The sequence below is a fragment of the Curtobacterium sp. PhB146 genome, assembly GCF_004342995.1.
GTDB lineage: Bacteria > Actinomycetota > Actinomycetes > Actinomycetales > Microbacteriaceae > Curtobacterium.
In genome coordinates this window covers 780,857-798,434 of the sequence record NZ_SMBN01000002.1, presented here as the reverse complement: position 1 = coordinate 798,434, position 17,578 = coordinate 780,857, and the positions used below count along the sequence as shown (strand labels likewise).

Genomic DNA, 17,578 nt, shown 5'->3' with positions numbered 1-17,578 from the left:
ACCTGAACAACCGAAGCTGCCCAGGCACGAGGTCAATCAATAAATTGGCATTGACAATGTGCACGCTGTTGAGTTCTCAAGGACCAGACGCACTCCCCCGCTCGACACCCGAAGATGCTCCGCCAGAGAGGCTGGTGAATCCGCTGCCCGGGGAAGAACCGTGGCGGACAAGATCCCCGGGTAAACCCAGTGACCGTCTCAGCCGTTCCGTTCTCCGCCGCCGTGGCAACGAGTGATTACTCTACGCAGGGACGAACGGCTGCGCCAAGCCAGGCTGCATCCCGGGCGTGTCGCCCGGGACGGCCCCGAACGCGGAACGGCCCGCTCCCCCGAGGGGGAACGGGCCGTCGTGGTGACGAGCCGGGTCAGTGGCGCGCGATCACCGGGTTCTTGAGCGTGCCGATGCCCGAGATCGTGACCTCGACGACCTCGCCGTCGCGGATCTGGCCGACCCCGGCGGGGGTACCGGTCAGGATGACGTCACCGGGCAGCAGGGTCCAGATCGACGACACGAACTCGACCAGCGAGGGGATGTCGTGGACCATCTCGTTCGTCGAACCCGCCTGGCGCAGGTCGCCGTCCACGCGGGTCTCGATTCGGATGTCCGACGGATCGATCTCGGTCTCGATCACCGGACCGAGCGGGCAGAAGGTGTCGAACCCCTTCGAACGGGTCCACTGGCCGTCGCGGGCCTGCAGGTCGCGGGCGGTCACGTCGTTGGCGATCGTGTACCCGAGCACGACGCTCGCGAAGTCCTCACGCCGCACGTTCTTGGCGAGCGATCCGATCACGATGGCGAGTTCGCCCTCGTGATCGACGCGGCCGATGTCCGCCGGCAGACGGATGGGTTCGTCGGGTCCGATCACCGAGGTGTTCGGCTTGAGGAACACCACCGGGTCGTCGCCAGCGCGCTCGTCCATCTCCGAGGCGTGCTCGAGGTAGTTGAGCCCCACCCCGACCACCTTCGACCGCGGGATGACGGGGGCGAGGAGCTTGGCGTCGGCGAGTGCGACGCGCTCCCCCGTGGTCTCGAACCCCTGGTACATCGGGTCTCCGGCGAGCACCACCAGGTGCCGCTCGTCGAGGATGCCGTACCGGGGGTCTTCACCCTTGCTGCTGAACCGTGCGATCTTCACCGTTCGACCCTACCCACGCTCGGACGTCGATCAGGACGCGTCGGTCAGCTTCGTCATCCACCCGTGCGGGTCGGGACGACGGCCGTACTGGATGTCGGTGAGCTCGTCGCGCAGGGACATCGTGAGTTCCCCGGCGCCCTCGGTCGGCGAACCGATCGTGAAGCCCTCGCCGCGGAGCTCCGCGATCGGGGTCACCACTGCGGCCGTCCCGCAGGCGAACGCCTCGGTGATGGAGCCGTCGGCCACACCGTCACGCCACTCGTCGAGGGTCACCCGGCGCTTCTCGACCGTGAGCCCGCGGTCCTCTGCCAACTGCAGGATCGAGTCGCGCGTGATGCCCTCGAGGATGGAGTCGGAGTCGGGCGTGACGAGCGTGCCGTCGGACTTCACGAGCACGACGTTCATGCCGCCGAGTTCTTCGAGGTACTTGCCCTCGACCGAGTCGAGGAACATGACCTGCTGGCACCCGTGCTCGTAGGCCTCCTGCTGTGGCAGCAGCGACGACGCGTAGTTGCCACCGGTCTTGGCGGCACCGGTCCCGCCCTTGCCGGCGCGGGCGTACTGGGTGGAGAGCCAGATCGAGACCGGCTTCGGGCCCGAGGTGAAGTACGCCCCGGCTGGGCTCGCGATGCAGTGGTACGCCACCGCCTGCGCCGCACGCACCCCCAGGAACGACTCGGTCGCGATCATGAACGGCCGGAGGTACAGGCTCGTCTCGGGCGCGGACGGCACCCAGTCGACGTCGGTCTGCACGAGCTGCCGGATCGACTCGACGAAGGCCTCGACCGGCAGTTCCGGCAGCGCCAGCCGACGGGCCGACCGCTGGAACCGACGAGCGTTGGCGTCCGGGCGGAAGGACCACACCGACCCGTCCGCGTGCCGGTACGCCTTGAGCCCCTCGAAGATCTCCTGCGCGTAGTGCAGCACGCTGGCGCTCGGGTCGAGCGAGAGCGGGCCGTAGGGGTGGATCGAGGCACCGTGCCAACCACCGTCGAGCGTCCACTCGACGGTGGCCATGTGGTCCGTGAAGTGCTTGCCGAAGCCCGGGTCGGCGAGGATCTCCTCGCGCTCGGCGGCGGCGCGGCGGTCCGCCGACGGGGTGGTGGCGAACTCGAGTCCGAAGGCGGTGTCGGTGCTCATGGGGAGGGCTCCTTCTCAGGCGGTGGTGGTGCGTGCCGTGGCCGCGGCGGCGATGGCGTCGCCGATCTCGGCCGTGCGACGCTGCGTGGTGCCCCGGTCTGCCAGGTCTGCCTCGACGGCCCGCGTCACCGCCGTCGCCAGGTCGCTGCGACCGATGTGGTCGAGCAGCAGGGCGACGGAGAGGATGGCGGCCGTGGGATCGGCCTTCTGCTGACCCGCGATGTCCGGCGCGGAGCCGTGGACCGGCTCGAACATGCTGGGGAAGGTGCCGTCCGGGTTGATGTTGCCCGAGGCCGCCAGACCGATGCCGCCGCTGATCGCGCCGGCCAGGTCGGTGATGATGTCGCCGAAGAGGTTGTCGGTGACGATGACGTCGAACCTAGCAGGATCCCGCACCATGTGGATGGTGACCGCATCGACGTGCTGGTAGTCCACCGTGACGTCCGGGAACTCCGCCCCGACGGCCGCGACCGTGCGCTGCCACAGGGCCCCGGCGTGCACCAGGACGTTGCTCTTGTGCACGAGCGTGAGGTGTTTCCGTGCCCGACGGTTCGCCAGGTCGAAGGCGTAGCGGACGACCCGCTCGACACCGAACGCGGTGTTCAGCGAGACCTCGGTCGCGATCTCCTGCGGCGTGCCCGTGCGGATGGCGCCGCCGTTGCCGACGTACGGCCCCTCGGTGCCCTCGCGCACGACGACGAAGTCCACCGCGCCCGGGTCGGCGAGCGGCGTCGCGACGGCGTCGTGGACCTTGGTCGGTCGCAGGTTGACGTAGTGGTCGAACGCGAAGCGCAGCTTCAGCAGGAGCCCACGCTCGATGATCCCGCCGGCGAGCCGGGGGTCGCGGGGGTCCCCGCCGACGGCGCCGAGCAGGATCGCGTCGTGCGACGCGATGGCGGACATGTCGTCCTCGGTGAGGATGTCACCGGTCTCGAGGTAGCGCGTCGCACCGAGGGAGAACGGGGTCTCCTCGATGACGAGGTCGTCCGGGGTCACGGCGTGCAGGACCTTGAGGGCCTCGTCGACCACCTCTGGTCCGATGCCGTCCCCGCGGATCACCGCGAGCTGGAGCGTCCGGACGGCCATCAGAGCGTGATGTCGATCTCGCGGAGCGAAGAGGCGTCGATCGCCCGGCCGACGTGCTCGAGGATCTCGGCGGGCACCGGCGAGTCGACGGTGAGGACGCTGAGCGCCTGGCCGCCGGCGGCTTCGCGCGAGATCTGCATCGCCGCGATGTTGATGCCGGCCTCACCGAACTCCTTGCCGTAGACCGCGACGATGCCCGGGCGGTCGACGTACTCCATGACGACGTGGTGCCGGTCGAGCGGGACCTCGACGTCGTGCCCGTTGATCTCGACGAGCTTCTCGACCTGCTTGGGGCCGGTGAGCGTGCCGGAGACGCTGATCGCGGGGCCGTCCGACTGGGCGCCGCGGATCGTGAGCACGTTGCGGTACTCGGGGCTGTCGGTCTCGGTGATGAGCCGCACGGTGACACCGCGCTGCTCCGCGATGAGCGGGGCGTTGACGTAGGAGACCTGGTCGCTGACGACGTCGGTGAAGACGCCCTTGAGCGCCGCGAGCTTGAGCACGCTGACGTCGTACTCGGCGAGCTCGCCGTGGACCTCGACGTCGATGCTCGTGACGGGCGACGTCGCGAGGGCCGTGAAGACCTGGCCGAGCTTCTCGACGAGCGGGATGCCGGGGCGGACGTACGGGTCGATGACGCCGCCGGCCACGTTGACCGCGTCCGGCACGAGCTCGCCGCCGAGCGCGAGACGCACCGACTTGGCGACCGAGACGCCGGCCTTCTCCTGCGCTTCGTCCGTCGAGGCACCCAGGTGCGGCGTGACGACCACGTTGGGCAGCGCGACGAGCGGGGAGTCCTTCGGGGGCTCCGACACGAAGACGTCGAGACCGGCACCCGCGATGGTGTTCGCGGTCAGTGCACGGTGCAGGGCGTCCTCGTCGATCAGGCCGCCGCGGGCGACGTTCACGACGAACGCCGTCGGCTTCATGAGCGCGAACTGGTCGTCCGAGATCATGCCGAGGGTCTCGGGGGTGCGCGGCATGTGGATCGTGACGAAGTCGGCACGCCGCAGCAGGTCGTCGAGGGAGACGAGCTCGACCCCGAGCTGCTGGGCGCGAGCCGTCGTGACGTAGGGGTCGTACGCGATCACCTGGACGCCGAAGGCCTGCAGGCGCTGCGTGATGAGCGCGCCGATGCGGCCGAGACCGATGATGCCGACGGTCTTCTCGTAGAGCTCGACGCCGGTGTACGACGAGCGCTTCCACGCACCGGCGGCCAGCGACGCGTGCGCGGCCGGGATGTGGCGGGCGAGCGACAGGATGTGCCCGACGGTGAGCTCGGCGGCGGAGATGATGTTCGACGTCGGCGCGTTCACCACCATGACACCGGCGGTGGTCGCCGCCTTGATGTCGACGTTGTCCAGGCCGACACCGGCACGGGCGACGACCTTGAGGTTCGGGGCCGCGGCGATCGCCTCGGCATCGACCTTGGTGGCGGAACGCACCAGCACGGCATCCGCGTCGGCGAGGGCCGACAGGAGCGCGGGGCGGTCGGTGCCGTCCACGTTCCGGATCTCGAAGTCGGGCCCGAGGGCGTCGACCGTGGCGGGCGAGAGTTCTTCGGCGATCAGGACGACCGGCTTCGACACAGCTGCTGTTTCCTCACGAGAGACGGTTGGTATCCCACCATGCTATCGACGTGCGCGGCCCGTTACGACCGCGGGCGCCTAGAACTGCAGCAGGCTCGGCACGAACAGCTGCAGGTCGAGCCAGAGGGCGCCCGCCGCCGCGAAGGCGAGGACGAACACGGCGAGGGTGACCGCGAGCCGCGCACGACGCGTGATCACCAGGGCGATCACGAAGGCGACCGGGGCGATCAGGATGTCCAGGACCAGCCACACCCAGGGTGTGCTCGCCTGCAGCGACTCGCCACCGGAGGTGGTCGCGAGGAACGCGTTGAACTCGTCCACCCGCTGCGAGATCTGCGTGAGGTTCCCCACCGCCTGCACCGTCATGTAGGCGAAGAGCACGGCGAACACGAGCCAGACCGCGATGCGGCCGACGACCGGACCGCGCGACCGGCGGCCGACCGGCGTCGCGGCGGTCACCCGAAGCTCCGCGTCAGCAGGAACGGCCACGGGAACAGCACCACGGCGCCGAGCAGCATCCAGAGCAGTCGTGTCCGGGTGCGGCTGCCGCGGGCGGCCCACAGCACCACCGTGAACCACAGCGCCGGCGCGAGGATGGCGAGGAACCGGAGCACCTCGACGAAGACCGTCAGGACGGTGTCGACACCCGAGACGTACGAGGTCGACGCCGTCAGCAGCCAGGCGACCGTGTAGAGCAGGTAGAGCCCACCGAACACGCCGAACCCGACGAGGGCGCCGGAGGTCTCCGGTGCCTCGGGGTCGCGGTCGCCACGGTCCTTGACGGCGACCGGGTTGTGCGCGGCGTCGACGTGGGTGGCGTCGTCGGCGTCACCCCAGCTGAGCGCCTCGTCGTCGTGGTCGACGGCGTTCGTCACGTCCGGGTCGACCGACCCGTCGGGTGGGGATGCTGCCGTGTTCATGCCTCGATCCTACGAGGGACCGGCGCACGGGGAGACCACGGGTTCCCGGTGGGACGTGCGCTCAGGCGTCGGCGGGCTGCGTCGCGAGCACCTCGGCGACGACGTCCCGCACGGCGGGGAAGAGCGGGTGGCTCTCCATCAGGCCGGTGAGGATCTCGGTGAGCGCGTGCGCCGTCGCGCCGGAGCGGAGCAGCGCGTGCAGCTCGATCGACTCCGGGTCGTTCTCGTCGTCGAACGCGAGCGCGACGCGGACGGCCCCGAGCAGGTGCTCGACCGGCAACCCGCGTTCGGCGAGCTGCGCGGCGGGACCGACGAAGCGCTCGCGTCGGCCGAGCTTGCGGAGCGGGTTGCGTCCGACGCGCACGGTGGTGTCGGGGAGGTGCGGGTTCGCGATGCGCGACAGGTTCGCCGCGACGTACCGAGCGTGGTCCTCCGGGTCGAAACCGTGCTTCGCGACGAGCAGCGCGGTGGTCTCGGCGAGCACGCCGTCGACCTCGGCACGGACGGCGTCGTCCTCGAGGGCTTCGCGGATGAGCCGGATGCCCCGGACGTAGCCGTGGTAGGCGGCCGTCGCGTGCGCGGTGTTCACCGTGTAGAGCTTGCGCTCGACGAAGGGCTGCAGGTCGTCGACCCAGGTGACGCCCTCGATCGTCGGGGGTTCGGCGTCGGAGCCGAGGAACGGCGTGCGCTCGATGACCCACTCGTAGAAGGGCTCGAGCACGACGTCGAGGCCGCCGGACTGCCCGAGCACGCCGGACTGGTCGGGGACGATGCGGTCGATGGCGCAGTTCGCGAAGACCGCGGCGATGTCGCGGTCCTCGAGCACCGGCGCACGCCGGATGCTCGCGTGCAGCGAATCGGTGGCGTTGAACGCGTTCTCGCACGCCACGATCGTGACGTCGCCGCGCTCGAGCGGACGTGCCGCGAGACCCTCGGCGATGAGCGGTGCGACGAGCGGGAGCGTCCGGGCACCGACGGCGGTCGTCACGACGTCCGCCTCGGCGATCGCCTGGATCACGCGGTCGCGGTCGGTCTTGCTGCTGAGCGCCCGGAAGCCGTAGACGAGGTGCTCGACCGGCATCTCGCCGACCTCGTGCACCACGAAGCGTCCGGCTTCGTTCAACGCGGACACCACACGGTCGTCGACGTCGACGAAGGTGAGCTCGTAGCCGCTCGCCACGAGGAACTGGCCCACGAACCCACGCCCGATCTTGCCGGCGCCGATGTGGACCGCTCGTTTCGTCACCGCCATCCGATGATCATCCCATGCTGGTCGGTCCGCCCCTGACCGCTCGTGCGGACCGCGGACGACGGCTGTCGCACATCGTCCGGGCGCACGCCGACGGGACGCCGGTCCACGGCGTCGGGGCTGGAGAAGAGCTGCTGCATAACGTTCGGGTCACGTCGCGAGGCGGCGGTGCAAGGGCTGCACCGCCGCCTCGTCATCGAGTGTTCCTCGGAAGACTACCGCGCTGCCGAGCCGTCCACGTAGTCGCCGTCGTTCTGCTTCCACGCGAAGAGCGCGCGGAGCTCGCGGCCGGTCGCCTCGATCGGGTGGCCCTCGCCCTTGGCGCGCAGCGCCTTGAACTCGGGTGCGCCGGCGTCCTGGTCGTCGATGAAGCGCTTCGCGAAGGCACCGTTCTGGATGTCCGCGAGCACCGCCTTCATGTTCTCCTTGACGTCGGGCGAGATCACGCGCGGGCCGGAGACGTAGTCACCGAACTCGGCGGTGTCGGAGATCGACCAGCGCTGCTTGGTGAGGCCGCCCTCCCAGATCAGGTCGACGATCAGCTTGAGCTCGTGCAGGACCTCGAAGTACGCGATCTGCGGCTGGTAGCCCGCCTCGACCAGGGTCTCGAAGCCGTACTGGATGAGCTGCGAGGTGCCACCGCACAGGACGGCCTGCTCGCCGAACAGGTCGGTCTCGGTCTCCTCGGTGAAGGTCGTCTTGATGCCGCCGGAGCGCAGACCACCGATGGCCTTCGAGTACGACCAGGCGAGGTCCCAGGCGGAACCCGACGCGTCGACCTCGACGGCGACGATCACGGGGACGCCACGGCCGGCCTCGTACTCGCGACGGACGGTGTGACCCGGGCCCTTCGGGGCGACGAGCGACACGTCGACGCCCTCGGGCGCCTCGATGTAGCCGAAGCGGATGTTGAAGCCGTGGCCGAAGACGAGCGTGGCGCCCGGCTTGAGGTTCGGACGGATGTCGTCGGCGTAGACGATGCGCTGGACCTGGTCCGGCGCGAGGATGACGACGACGTCGGCCCAGGCGGTGACGTCGGCCGGGGTGAGGACCTCGAAGCCGGCCTCTTCGGCCTTCTGGCGGCTCTTCGAGCCCTCCTTGAGGCCGATCTTGACCTCGACACCCGAGTCACGGAGGTTGAGGGCGTGGGCGTGGCCCTGCGAGCCGTACCCGATGACGGCGACCTTCTTGCCCTGGATGAGCGTCAGGTCGGCGTCGGCGTCGTACACGATGTCAGTCACGAGGGTGTGTCTCCTTGGTTCTGGTGGATTGTGGGGGTGGCGGACCGTTGGTCAGCGCACCCGGTCGGTGATGCTCTTCGGTCCGCGACCCATGCCGAGGAGTCCCGCACGGGCGAGCTCCTTGATGCCGTAGGGCTCGAGGACGCGGAGGATCGCCTGGATCTTGCCGGGGTCTCCGGTCACCTCGACGATGAGCGAGTCGTTCGCGACGTCGACGACCTGTGCGCGGAACAGGTTCACTGCCTCGAGCACGGCCGACCGTGTCTGGTTGTCGACGCGGACCTTCACGAGCATGTGCTCGCGCTGGACGGACTGCGAGAAGTCCAGTTCGACGATCTTGATGACGTTGACGAGCTTGTTGAGCTGCTTCGTCACCTGCTCGAGCGGGAGGTCCTCGACGTCGACGACGACGGTGATCCGGCTGAGGCCGTCGACCTCGGTGTTGCCGACGGCGAGCGACTCGATGTTGAACCCGCGGCGGGCGAACAGGCCCGCGACACGGGTCAGCAGACCGGGCTTGTCCTCGACGAGGAGGGACAGGACGTGGCTCATGCGGTTTCCCCCGTCATGTCGGCGTCCTCGTCGTCCCAGGTGGGTGCGAGGGCCTGGGCGTACTCGATGGACGAGTTGCTGACTCCCTGCGGGACCATCGGCCAGACCATCGAGTCACGGCTCACGACGAAGTCGATCACCACGGGGCGGTCGTTCGTCTCGAGTGCGAGCTGGATGGCGGCGTCGACCTCGTCGGCCTTCTCGACGCGGATGCCGAGGGCACCGTACGCGTCCGCCAGCTTCACGAAGTCGGGCACGCGGCGCGAGTCGTGGCCGGTCTCGAGGTCGGTGAACGAGTGGCGGCCGTCGTAGAACAGCGTCTGCCATTGCCGCACCATGCCGAGCGACGAGTTGTTGATGATCGCGACCTTGATCGGGATGTCGTTGATGACGCAGGTCGCGAGTTCCTGGTTCGTCATCTGGAAGCAGCCGTCGCCGTCGATCGCCCAGACCACGCGGTCCGGCTGGGCGACCTTCGCGCCCATCGCGGCGGGGACGGAGTAGCCCATCGTGCCCGCGCCGCCGGAGTTCAGCCAGGCGTTCGGGCGCTCGTACTTGATGAACTGCGCCGACCACATCTGGTGCTGCCCGACACCCGAGGCGTAGACGGCCTCGGGACCGGAGAGCTCGCCGATGCGCTTGATGATGGCCTGCGGGGCGAGCAGCCCGTCGGTCGGCTCGGCGTACCCGAGCGGGAAGTCGACCTTGAGCTGGCGGAGCTTCGTCCACCAGTCGGCCGTCAAGGCGCGGTCGTCGACGGCGATGCCGCCCCACGCGTCGAGCAGGTCGACCAGGACCTCACGGGCGTCGCCCACGATCGGGACGTCGGCGAAGCGGATCTTCGAGATCTCGGCCGGGTCGATGTCGACGTGCACGACCTTGGCGTTCGGCGCGAACTCGTCGGCCTTGCCCGTCACGCGGTCGTCGAAGCGGGCACCGAGCGCGATGATGAGGTCGCTGTCCTGCAGACCGAGCACCGCCGGGACGGTGCCGTGCATGCCGGGCATGCCGAGGTGCTGCGGGTGCGAGTCCGGGAAGGCACCGCGCGCCATCAGCGTCGTCACGACGGGCGCACCCGTCGCCTCGGCGAAGCGGAGCAGCTCGGCGGTCGCCCGGGAGCGGATCACGCCACCGCCGACGTAGAGCACCGGGCGCTCGGCCTCGGCCAGGAGCTGCGCGGCCGCGGTGATCTGCTTGCCGTGCGCCTTGGTGACCGGTCGGTAGCCGGGCAGGTCGATCTTGGGCGGCCAGACGTAGGGCGCCGACTTCTGCTGAGCGTCCTTCGTGATGTCGACCAACACGGGGCCGGGCCGACCGGTCGTCGCGATGAGGTGCGCCGCGGCCAGGGTCGCCGGCACGTCGGCCGGGTCCGTGACCAGGAACGAGTGCTTCGTGATCGGCATCGTGATGCCGACGATGTCGGCTTCCTGGAACGCGTCGGTCCCCATCAGCGTCGAGAACACCTGGCCGGTGATCGCGATGAAGGGCACCGAGTCCATGTAGGCGTCGGCGATGGCCGTGACGAGGTTCGTCGCACCGGGGCCGGATGTCGCGATGGCGACACCGACCTTGCCGGACGCCGAGGCGTAGCCCTCGGCGGCGTGGCCGGCGCCCTGCTCGTGGCGGACGAGGATGTGGCGGATCGTCTTCGACGCCATGAGCTCGTCGTAGAACGGGATGATGGCACCGCCCGGCAGGCCGAAGACGTCGGTGATCCCGAGGTGCTCGAGCGTCCGGAGGACGGCTCCCGAGCCGGTCAGGATCTCCGGCGACCGGCGTGCACCGGCGGCCGCGGACAGCGGAGTTGCTTCCGTGGGCATGAGGTGGTCCTTGCCTGGAGAGGTGGCGATGGTGCGTGTGTCGAACGCTAGCCCGTGACCGCGCCCTGGGCGGCGGACTTCACGAGCTTGGCGTACTTCGCGAGGACTCCGCGGGTGTAGCGCGGGGGCAGCGGGGCCCAGCCGTCACGGCGGGCCTCCAGCTCGGTCGGGTCGACCAGTAGGTCGAGCGAGCGAGCCGCGATGTCGACACGGATGCGGTCGCCATCGCGCACGAAGGCAACTGGACCTGCGTCCACTGCCTCGGGTGCGATGTGGCCGATGCACAGGCCGGTTGTGCCGCCTGAGAATCGTCCGTCGGTCAAGAGTAGTACATCCTTGCCGAGGCCCGCGCCCTTGATGGCTGCGGTGATGGCGAGCATCTCGCGCATGCCCGGGCCGCCCTTGGGGCCCTCGTAGCGGATGACGACGACGTCGCCCTTCTGGATCTTGCCCTCGGTGAGGGCGTCCATCGCGGCACGCTCGCGGTCGAACACCCGCGCGGGGCCCTCGAACACCTCGGCGTCGAAGCCCGCGGTCTTCACCACGGCGCCCTCGGGGGCGAAGGTCCCCTGCAGGACGGTCAGGCCGCCGGTCTCGTGGATCGGGTTGTCGAGCGTGCGGAAGACCTCGCCGTCGAGCGCCGGCGGGTCGATCTCGGCCAGGTTCTCGGCGACGGTCTTGCCCGTGACGGTGAGGCAGTCACCGTGCAGCAGGCCGGCGTCGAGCAGCGCCTTCATGATCACCGGGATGCCGCCGTTGCGGTCGACGTCGACCATGACGTACTTGCCGAAGGGCTTCATGTCGGCCAGGTGCGGGACCTTCGAACCGATGCGGTTGAAGTCGTCGAGCGACAGCTCGACCTCGGCCTCGTAGGCGATGGCGAGCAGGTGCAGGATGACGTTGGTGGAGCCGCCGAGGGCCATCGCCACGGCGATCGCGTTCTCGAAGGCTTCCTTCGTCAGGATCTGGCGGGCGGTGATCCCGTGCTCGAGCATGTTCACCACGGCCTCGCCGGAGCGGTGCGCGTAGTAGTCACGGCGGCGGTCGGCGCTCGGCGGGGCGGCGGAGCCCGGCAGCGACATGCCGAGGGCCTCGGCCACGCTCGCCATGGTGTTGGCCGTGTACATGCCACCGCAGGCGCCCTCGCCCGGGACGATGGCGCACTCGATCTTCTTCAGCTCTTCCTCGGACATGGTGCCGGCCTTGCAGGCACCGACGCCCTCGAAGGAGTCGATGATCGTGACTTCCTTCATCGTGCCGTCGGCCTGCTTCACGTAGCCCGGCATGACCGAGCCCGCGTACAGGAACACGCTCGCCAGGTCGAGGCGCGCGGCGGCCATGAGCATGCCCGGCAGGGACTTGTCGCAGCCGGCGAGCAGGACGGTGCCGTCCAGGCGCTCGGCGTTGACGACGGTCTCGACACTGTCGGCGATGACCTCGCGCGAGACGAGCGAGAAGTGCATGCCCTCGTGGCCCATCGAGATGCCGTCCGAGACGGAGATGGTGCCGAACTGCAGCGGGTAGCCGCCGCCGGAGTGGACGCCTTCCTTGGCGCCCTGTGCGAGGCGGTCGAGCGAGAGGTTGCAGGGCGTGATCTCGTTCCACGAGGACGCGATGCCGATCTGCGGCTTGCTCCAGTCCTCGTCTCCCATACCGACGGCCCGCAGCATGCCACGCGAGGTGGTTGCTTCGATCCCGTCGGTGACGACCCGGCTGCGCGGCTTGACGTCGATATCAGGCATGGAGCGAGTCTAGGACCGATTGGGATACCAGTCGCGCACCTTCATGCGTTCGCATGCTTCCGCGTGGCGGACGGGAGGCCCGGATCACCCTGTCAGCGCGTCGCACGCAGGCGCGCGAGCTGCTTCAGGACGCCGGTCAGGGCCGCCGGGTCCGCGATGCGGTACCCGGCACGGGTCTCCCCCGGGCCCACCTTCACGCCGACGTCGCCGTCCCCGAGCACGCGGAAGCCGTCCTCGTCGGTGACGTCGTCACCGGCGAAGAACACCGCGTCGGCACCGTGGAGCTCGCGCAGCCGGGCGATCGCGTCACCCTTCGTGACGTGCCGGACGGCGAACTCGACGATGTCCTTGCCGCCACGCTCGAGCACGTCGGCATCGGCCTCGTGCGCCGCACGGCTCGCGTCGGCGTTCGCCTGCGCGGCGACCTCGGCGCTCACGCGACGGGTGTGCACCCCGTGACCGGCCGGCTTGTGCTCGATGACGACGCCCGGGTACCGCGCGCCGACCTCGTCGAGCGCCGCACCGATGCGTGCGACCCGGGCGACCTCGTCGTCGGTCAGGGCGGCCTCGTCGTGGCCGTCCACGCGCCACTCGACGCCGTGCGACCCGACCAGCGCCATGTCCTGCGGCGCGTGCGACACGGCCGCGAGGCTGCCGAGCGGGCGACCGGAGACGAGCACGACCTCGGTGTCCTTCGCGCGGTGCAGGGTCAGGACCGCTGCCCACGAGCCCGGCAGGGCGCCGACCTGCGACGGCTCGTCGGCGAACGGCGCGAGCGTGCCGTCGAAGTCGAGGGCGACGATGAGTCGCGGCGTAGCCGCGAGCGTCTCGAGAGCCGTGTCGATGGCGGTCTGGTCGGTGGTGGTCTCAGTCATCACGTGCCTCCCGGGTGTCCTCGGCAGCCCTGGCGGACTGGGCGTCCTGGTCGAAGATCGACATGTTGTCGGTCTGCGCCTCACGGTGTCGGTCCGCCGGGTCGGTGGCGGACGGGTCGAGCTGGGCGTTCCGCGGCGCGTGCCGGTCGAGCGCCTCGAGGAACGAGCGCGACCAGCGCGCCACGTCGTTGTCGCGCACCCGCTTCCGGAGCGCACGCATGCGTGTCGAGCGCTCGCGGCGCGGCATCTCGATCGCGCGCTCGATGCTGTCCTTCAGCGCGCCGATGTCGTGCGGGTTGACGATGACGGCCTGCTTCAGTTCGTCGGCGGCACCGGCGAACTCGGACAGGATGAGCACCCCGTCGCTGTCGAAGCGGGCCGCGACGTACTCCTTCGCGACGAGGTTCATGCCGTCGCGCAGCGCGGTGACGAGCATGATGTCGGCGGCCAGGTAGAGCGCCACCATCTCCTCGCGCGGGTAGCCGTGGTGCAGGTACGAGATCGGCTGGTGGCCGATGACCCCGAGGTCGCCGTTGATGCGGCCGACGCTCAGCTCGATCTCGTCACGGAGGGTGGCGTAGGTGTCGACGCGCTCGCGGCTCGGGCTCGCGACCTGGATGAGGGCGGCGTCCTCGACCTTGATGCGGCCGTCCTCGACGAGCTCGCCGAAGGCCTTGATGCGGTGCCGGATGCCCTTGGTGTAGTCGAGGCGGTCGACCCCGAGCAGCACCGTCTTCGGGTTGCCGAGGCTCTCGCGGATCTCGCGGGCACGCTCCTGCACCTCGGGACGGCGCGCGATGTCCTCGAAGGCCTCGGCGTCGATCGAGATCGGGAAGTGCCGGGCCTCGACGTGGCGGACCGTGATCCCCTTGCGGCTGCGCGGTGCGTCCGGGTCGTCGACGGGGACGTCGATCGTCTGGCCCTTCGTCGTGTAGCCCTTGATGTGACGGACCGCGCGGAGGAAGTCGCTCGCGTCGTCGTGGCGCTGGAAGCCGATGACGTCGGCGCCGAGCAGGCCGTCCAGGATCTGCGCGCGCCAGGGCAGCTGGGCGTAGATGCCGACCGGCGGGAACGGGATGTGGTTGAAGAAGCCGATCGTCAGGTCGGGACGCTTGGCCCGGAGCAGTGCCGGCACGAGCTGCAGCTGGTAGTCCTGCACCCAGACGATGCCGTCCTGCTCGGTGATCTCAGCGATCTGGGCGGCGAAGCGCTCGTTGACGCGCTTGTAGGCGTTCCACCAGTCGCGGTGGTAGCTCGGGTGCTCGATGACGTCGTGGTACAGCGGCCAGAGGGTGTCGTTGCTGAAGCCCTCGTAGTACTCCTCGACGTCGTCGTCGGACAACGGCACCGGCACGATGTGGATGCCCTCGTTGTCGAACGGCTCGACCTCGACCTCGGGCTGGCCGACCCAGCCGACCCAGGCCCCGTCGTTCGCGCGCATCACGGGCTCGAGGGCGGTGACGAGGCCACCGGGCGAGTGCCGCCACCCCTCGTTGCCGTCCTGGTCGACGACCCGGTCCACCGGCAGGCGGTTCGAGGCGACGACGAAGGCGTACTTGGTGGAGGAACGAGAAGGCGCAGACACGGTGGGAACCTACCAGCGCCCGGACAGCGGATTCACGGCGGATCGGCGGGTTCCGGTACGCTGCGGGTGCGTGTCGGGGGGACACGGGTGCTGGCGTGCGGCATCGGCCTCCCGGTCGGAGAGGACCCACCAGCCATGAGCGAGAACCCGCCGAACCCGCCCGTCCCGCCCGTCCCGCCGGGGCAGCCCGGCCCGCAGTCGTCGGATGCGTTCGGTCGCCTGCTGCGGTCCGTGTCCGGCCGTGACTGGCTGGCCGCCGTGCTCGCCGCCCTCGGCGGCTGGGTCGCCGCCTACGTGGTCGCCGCGATCTCGCTGCTCCTCACCGTCGCCGTGCTGGCAGCGGGCGGATCGGGTTCCGGTTCCGTCGGGTCGGGGTCGACCGGCACCGGGACCGACCTCGGCGCCGGGAGCACCCCCGACGTCCAGTCGCTGCTGTCCGGGGTCAGCGTCCTGCTCGGCACCCCCGCCCAGCTCGTCGCCCTCGCCGACCTCGGCCGTCTGCACCTGTCCGGCTCGATCGGCTTCCTCGGGTCGGGGTCGGGCGCACTCGCGGTCGTCCCGGCGCTCGTGCTCGCCGCGCAGGTCGTGCTGGCCGTCGTGCTCACCCGTCGCATCCGCACCCGCGGCCTCGGGCGCACCCCGATCCTGCTGACCGCCGTCCTGTCCGGGCTGGTGACCACGGTGCTGACCAACGCCGCCGCGGGCATCCTCGCCATCCGGTTCCCCGCCGTCTCCGGCGCCTCCATCGACCCCGTGCACGCGGTCGGCCTCGGCAGCATCCTCGGGGCCTTCGTGATCGGCGCACTCGCCGCGGTGCTCGCACGCCCGTCGGCCCTGCTCGGCCGGAACGTGTTCGCCGGTCGCGTCCTCGGCACGCTGCGCGTCGCGGCGTCGCAGCTCACGGTGCTCGTCGTGCTGGTGACGGTCGTCGTCATCGTCGTCGCCCTGGTCGCACAGCCCTCGTGGGGCGCAGCGCTGCCGGTGCTCGTCGGCAACGTCGCGGTCGGCCTCACCGCCCTCGGGTTCCTCGGCGGCGTCGGGCTGTCCGGCTTCGGCTCGGCGGGCAGCACGGCGTCGGTCTTCGGCGGCGCCGGCGGCTGGACCTGGCTCGTCGTCCTGCTCGTCGTCGTGACCTCGGTCGTCGCGGGCCTCGCACTCGCCGTCCGCCGCAACGACCGGTTCCGCACCACGCTGGACTGGGTCGTGACCCCGGTCGTCTGGTTCGCCCTCGGGCTCCTGCTCTTCGTGCTCGGCACCGGGCTGGTGTCCTACCAGGCGACGGGCATCAGCGCCGTCAGCGGGACCGGTTCGATCGGGATCGCACCGTGGACGCCGCTCGTGTTCGCGCTGTGGGGCGGCGCGATCGAGGCCGTGGCACGGTACCTCGCGCCCTCACTGCTCCCCCGCCTCGGCGGTGGCGTCGTGCTGCGGACCTCGCGCCTCGTCGGAGCGGACCCGCGCCCGGCGGCCGCACCGACCTCCCCGGCAGCGACTCCGGCGTTCCCGCCGGCCGGCCCGGCGTTCCCGCCGGCCGACCACGCGTTCCCGTCGGCGGCGCCCGCGGGCGACCCGGCAGCAGCAGCGTGGGCGGCGACGCCCGGCGTCGGCCACCCCGGTCAGCCGGAACAGCCCTTCGTCGGCGGCGGCGCTCCCACGCCCGCTCCGATGTCGCCGCGCGCCAAGAAGGTCCTGGTCCGCTCGCTCATCGCCGGCGGCGCCGTGGTCGTCGTCGTCATCGCGGGAGCCGTCACCACCGGTGTGCTCCGTGCCAACGTGTGGGGGCCGGCTCCGACCGTGAAGTCCTACGTGCAGGCCATCGCGAGCGGCGACGCCGACACCGCCGCCCGACTCAGCGAGGTGCCGTCCGACGCCGCCATGCTCGACACCGCGGTGCTGAAGAGCGCGAAGGACCGCCCGTCGGACATCCGCGTCGGCCGCGTCTCGACGAGCGGAGACAGCGCCCTCGCCACCATCAGCTACACCCAGGACGGCAAGAACCGCTCCGGCCAGGTCAGCCTCCGGCGCACCGGCACCTCGTTCCTGGTGAAGGACGAGTGGCGCGTCACCGAGCCGCTCGCCCAGACCGTCACCCTGACCGCGTCCGAGGTGCTCGAGGGCGCCCCGGTCACGGTCGGCGGCAAGGAGATCGGTGAGATCAGCGACGGCCGGTTCACCTCGCTCGCCTACCCCGGCACCTACGAGGTGCAGGTCGGCGGGACGAAGTACTTCACCGGCGGCACCGAGCAGGTGTCGGTCGGTGCGACGTCGTCCGGGTACGTCGACTTCACCCCCACCGCCACGAAGGCGCTGCAGCAGGACGCCGAGCAGTACGTGACCGACCTGATCGACGACTGCGCCACGAAGACCGACCTCAGCGCGCTGAGCGGGTGCCCCTGGTACGGCCCGTACGACGCTGATGGTGCCGTGCGCTACGACGTCACGACGATGCCCGAGGTCGAGGTCGAGGCCTCCGGTTCGGGCACGGTCATGGTGCAGAGCACGAAGGACGGTGTCGTCGAGTACGACTACACCTCGTACTTCGGGGACGAGGAGCACGGCGAGGACAGCTTCGATGTGTACCAGTACCTGAAGGTCGAGGACGGGAAGCTCGTCTCCGCCTACTGACGCACCACCGAACGCGAC

General features: G+C 70.3%; 14 protein-coding genes. 1 reads left to right on the top strand and 13 read right to left on the bottom strand.

Going from position 1 to position 17,578, the window contains the following annotated elements; genetic code table 11:
- Positions 1-365 precede the first annotated feature (365 nt).
- The 13 genes from EDF33_RS12180 to otsA all read right to left on the bottom strand — a co-directional run bounded on the left by EDF33_RS12180 (position 366) and on the right by otsA (position 14,935).
- Complete coding sequence (locus EDF33_RS12180; RefSeq protein WP_123292275.1) at positions 366-1,136, bottom strand: fumarylacetoacetate hydrolase family protein; 771 nt, start codon at positions 1,134-1,136, stop codon at positions 366-368.
- A 30-nt stretch (positions 1,137-1,166) separates the two neighbouring features.
- Positions 1,167-2,276 carry a branched-chain amino acid aminotransferase gene (locus EDF33_RS12175; protein ID WP_123292274.1) on the bottom strand — a complete coding sequence of 370 codons (1,110 nt, stop codon included), beginning with the start codon at positions 2,274-2,276 and terminating at the stop codon, positions 1,167-1,169.
- 15 nt (positions 2,277-2,291) lie between these two features.
- The gene (locus EDF33_RS12170; RefSeq protein WP_123292273.1) at positions 2,292-3,362 is read right to left on the bottom strand and encodes a 3-isopropylmalate dehydrogenase; all 1,071 of its coding nucleotides are present in this window, start codon (positions 3,360-3,362) and stop codon (positions 2,292-2,294) included.
- A complete protein-coding gene (gene serA / locus EDF33_RS12165; protein ID WP_123938753.1) occupies positions 3,362-4,951 on the bottom strand; it encodes a phosphoglycerate dehydrogenase in 1,590 nt (529 codons plus the stop codon). The genes EDF33_RS12170 and serA overlap by 1 nt, the downstream gene beginning before the upstream one ends.
- 78 nt (positions 4,952-5,029) lie before the next feature.
- Positions 5,030-5,410 (bottom strand): hypothetical protein, encoded by a 381-nt coding sequence (locus EDF33_RS12160; protein WP_132100148.1) that lies wholly within the window; start codon positions 5,408-5,410, stop codon positions 5,030-5,032.
- On the bottom strand, positions 5,407-5,871 hold the full coding sequence (locus EDF33_RS12155; protein WP_111085937.1) for a hypothetical protein: 465 nt from the start codon (positions 5,869-5,871) through the stop codon (positions 5,407-5,409). Before EDF33_RS12155 ends, EDF33_RS12160 begins: the two co-directional genes overlap by 4 nt.
- 61 nt (positions 5,872-5,932) lie before the next feature.
- Positions 5,933-7,123 carry a mannitol-1-phosphate 5-dehydrogenase gene (locus tag EDF33_RS12150; RefSeq protein WP_123292269.1) on the bottom strand — a complete coding sequence of 397 codons (1,191 nt, stop codon included), beginning with the start codon at positions 7,121-7,123 and terminating at the stop codon, positions 5,933-5,935.
- A 212-nt stretch (positions 7,124-7,335) separates the two neighbouring features.
- Positions 7,336-8,361: a ketol-acid reductoisomerase gene (ilvC, locus tag EDF33_RS12145; protein WP_111085939.1), complete on the bottom strand. Its 1,026-nt coding sequence runs from the start codon at positions 8,359-8,361 to the stop codon at positions 7,336-7,338.
- Between the two features lie 51 nt (positions 8,362-8,412).
- Positions 8,413-8,913, bottom strand: a complete 501-nt coding sequence (ilvN, locus tag EDF33_RS12140; protein ID WP_022907763.1) for an acetolactate synthase small subunit — start codon at positions 8,911-8,913, stop codon at positions 8,413-8,415.
- Positions 8,910-10,733 carry an acetolactate synthase large subunit gene (locus tag EDF33_RS12135; RefSeq protein WP_132100147.1) on the bottom strand — a complete coding sequence of 608 codons (1,824 nt, stop codon included), beginning with the start codon at positions 10,731-10,733 and terminating at the stop codon, positions 8,910-8,912. The genes ilvN and EDF33_RS12135 overlap by 4 nt, the downstream gene beginning before the upstream one ends.
- 47 nt (positions 10,734-10,780) lie before the next feature.
- Positions 10,781-12,475 (bottom strand): dihydroxy-acid dehydratase, encoded by a 1,695-nt coding sequence (gene ilvD, locus EDF33_RS12130; protein ID WP_123292267.1) that lies wholly within the window; start codon positions 12,473-12,475, stop codon positions 10,781-10,783.
- A gap of 92 nt (positions 12,476-12,567) precedes the next feature.
- A complete protein-coding gene (gene otsB / locus EDF33_RS12125) occupies positions 12,568-13,350 on the bottom strand; it encodes a trehalose-phosphatase (RefSeq protein ID WP_132100146.1) in 783 nt (260 codons plus the stop codon).
- Complete coding sequence (otsA, locus tag EDF33_RS12120) at positions 13,343-14,935, bottom strand: alpha,alpha-trehalose-phosphate synthase (UDP-forming) (RefSeq protein ID WP_123292265.1); 1,593 nt, start codon at positions 14,933-14,935, stop codon at positions 13,343-13,345. The genes otsB and otsA overlap by 8 nt, the downstream gene beginning before the upstream one ends.
- 135 nt (positions 14,936-15,070) lie before the next feature.
- On the opposite strand from otsA, the gene EDF33_RS12115 reads away from it, so the two are divergent.
- Positions 15,071-17,560 (top strand): hypothetical protein, encoded by a 2,490-nt coding sequence (locus EDF33_RS12115; RefSeq protein ID WP_132100145.1) that lies wholly within the window; start codon positions 15,071-15,073, stop codon positions 17,558-17,560.
- The last annotated feature ends 18 nt before the right edge of the window (positions 17,561-17,578 follow it).

Bases quoted from the DNA above. Each gene is read 5' to 3' on its own strand.
- EDF33_RS12175 (WP_123292274.1), bottom strand. From the start codon at position 2,276: ATGAGCACCGACACCGCCTTCGGACTCGAGTTCGCCACCACCCCGTCG.
- EDF33_RS12170 (WP_123292273.1), bottom strand. From the start codon at position 3,362: ATGGCCGTCCGGACGCTCCAGCTCGCGGTGATCCGCGGGGACGGCATC.
- EDF33_RS12155 (WP_111085937.1), bottom strand. From the start codon at position 5,871: ATGAACACGGCAGCATCCCCACCCGACGGGTCGGTCGACCCGGACGTG.
- EDF33_RS12150 (WP_123292269.1), bottom strand. From the start codon at position 7,123: ATGGCGGTGACGAAACGAGCGGTCCACATCGGCGCCGGCAAGATCGGG.
- ilvN (WP_022907763.1), bottom strand. From the start codon at position 8,913: ATGAGCCACGTCCTGTCCCTCCTCGTCGAGGACAAGCCCGGTCTGCTG.
- EDF33_RS12135 (WP_132100147.1), bottom strand. From the start codon at position 10,733: ATGCCCACGGAAGCAACTCCGCTGTCCGCGGCCGCCGGTGCACGCCGG.
- ilvD (WP_123292267.1), bottom strand. From the start codon at position 12,475: ATGCCTGATATCGACGTCAAGCCGCGCAGCCGGGTCGTCACCGACGGG.
- otsB (WP_132100146.1), bottom strand. From the start codon at position 13,350: ATGACTGAGACCACCACCGACCAGACCGCCATCGACACGGCTCTCGAG.
- EDF33_RS12115 (WP_132100145.1), top strand. From the start codon at position 15,071: ATGAGCGAGAACCCGCCGAACCCGCCCGTCCCGCCCGTCCCGCCGGGG.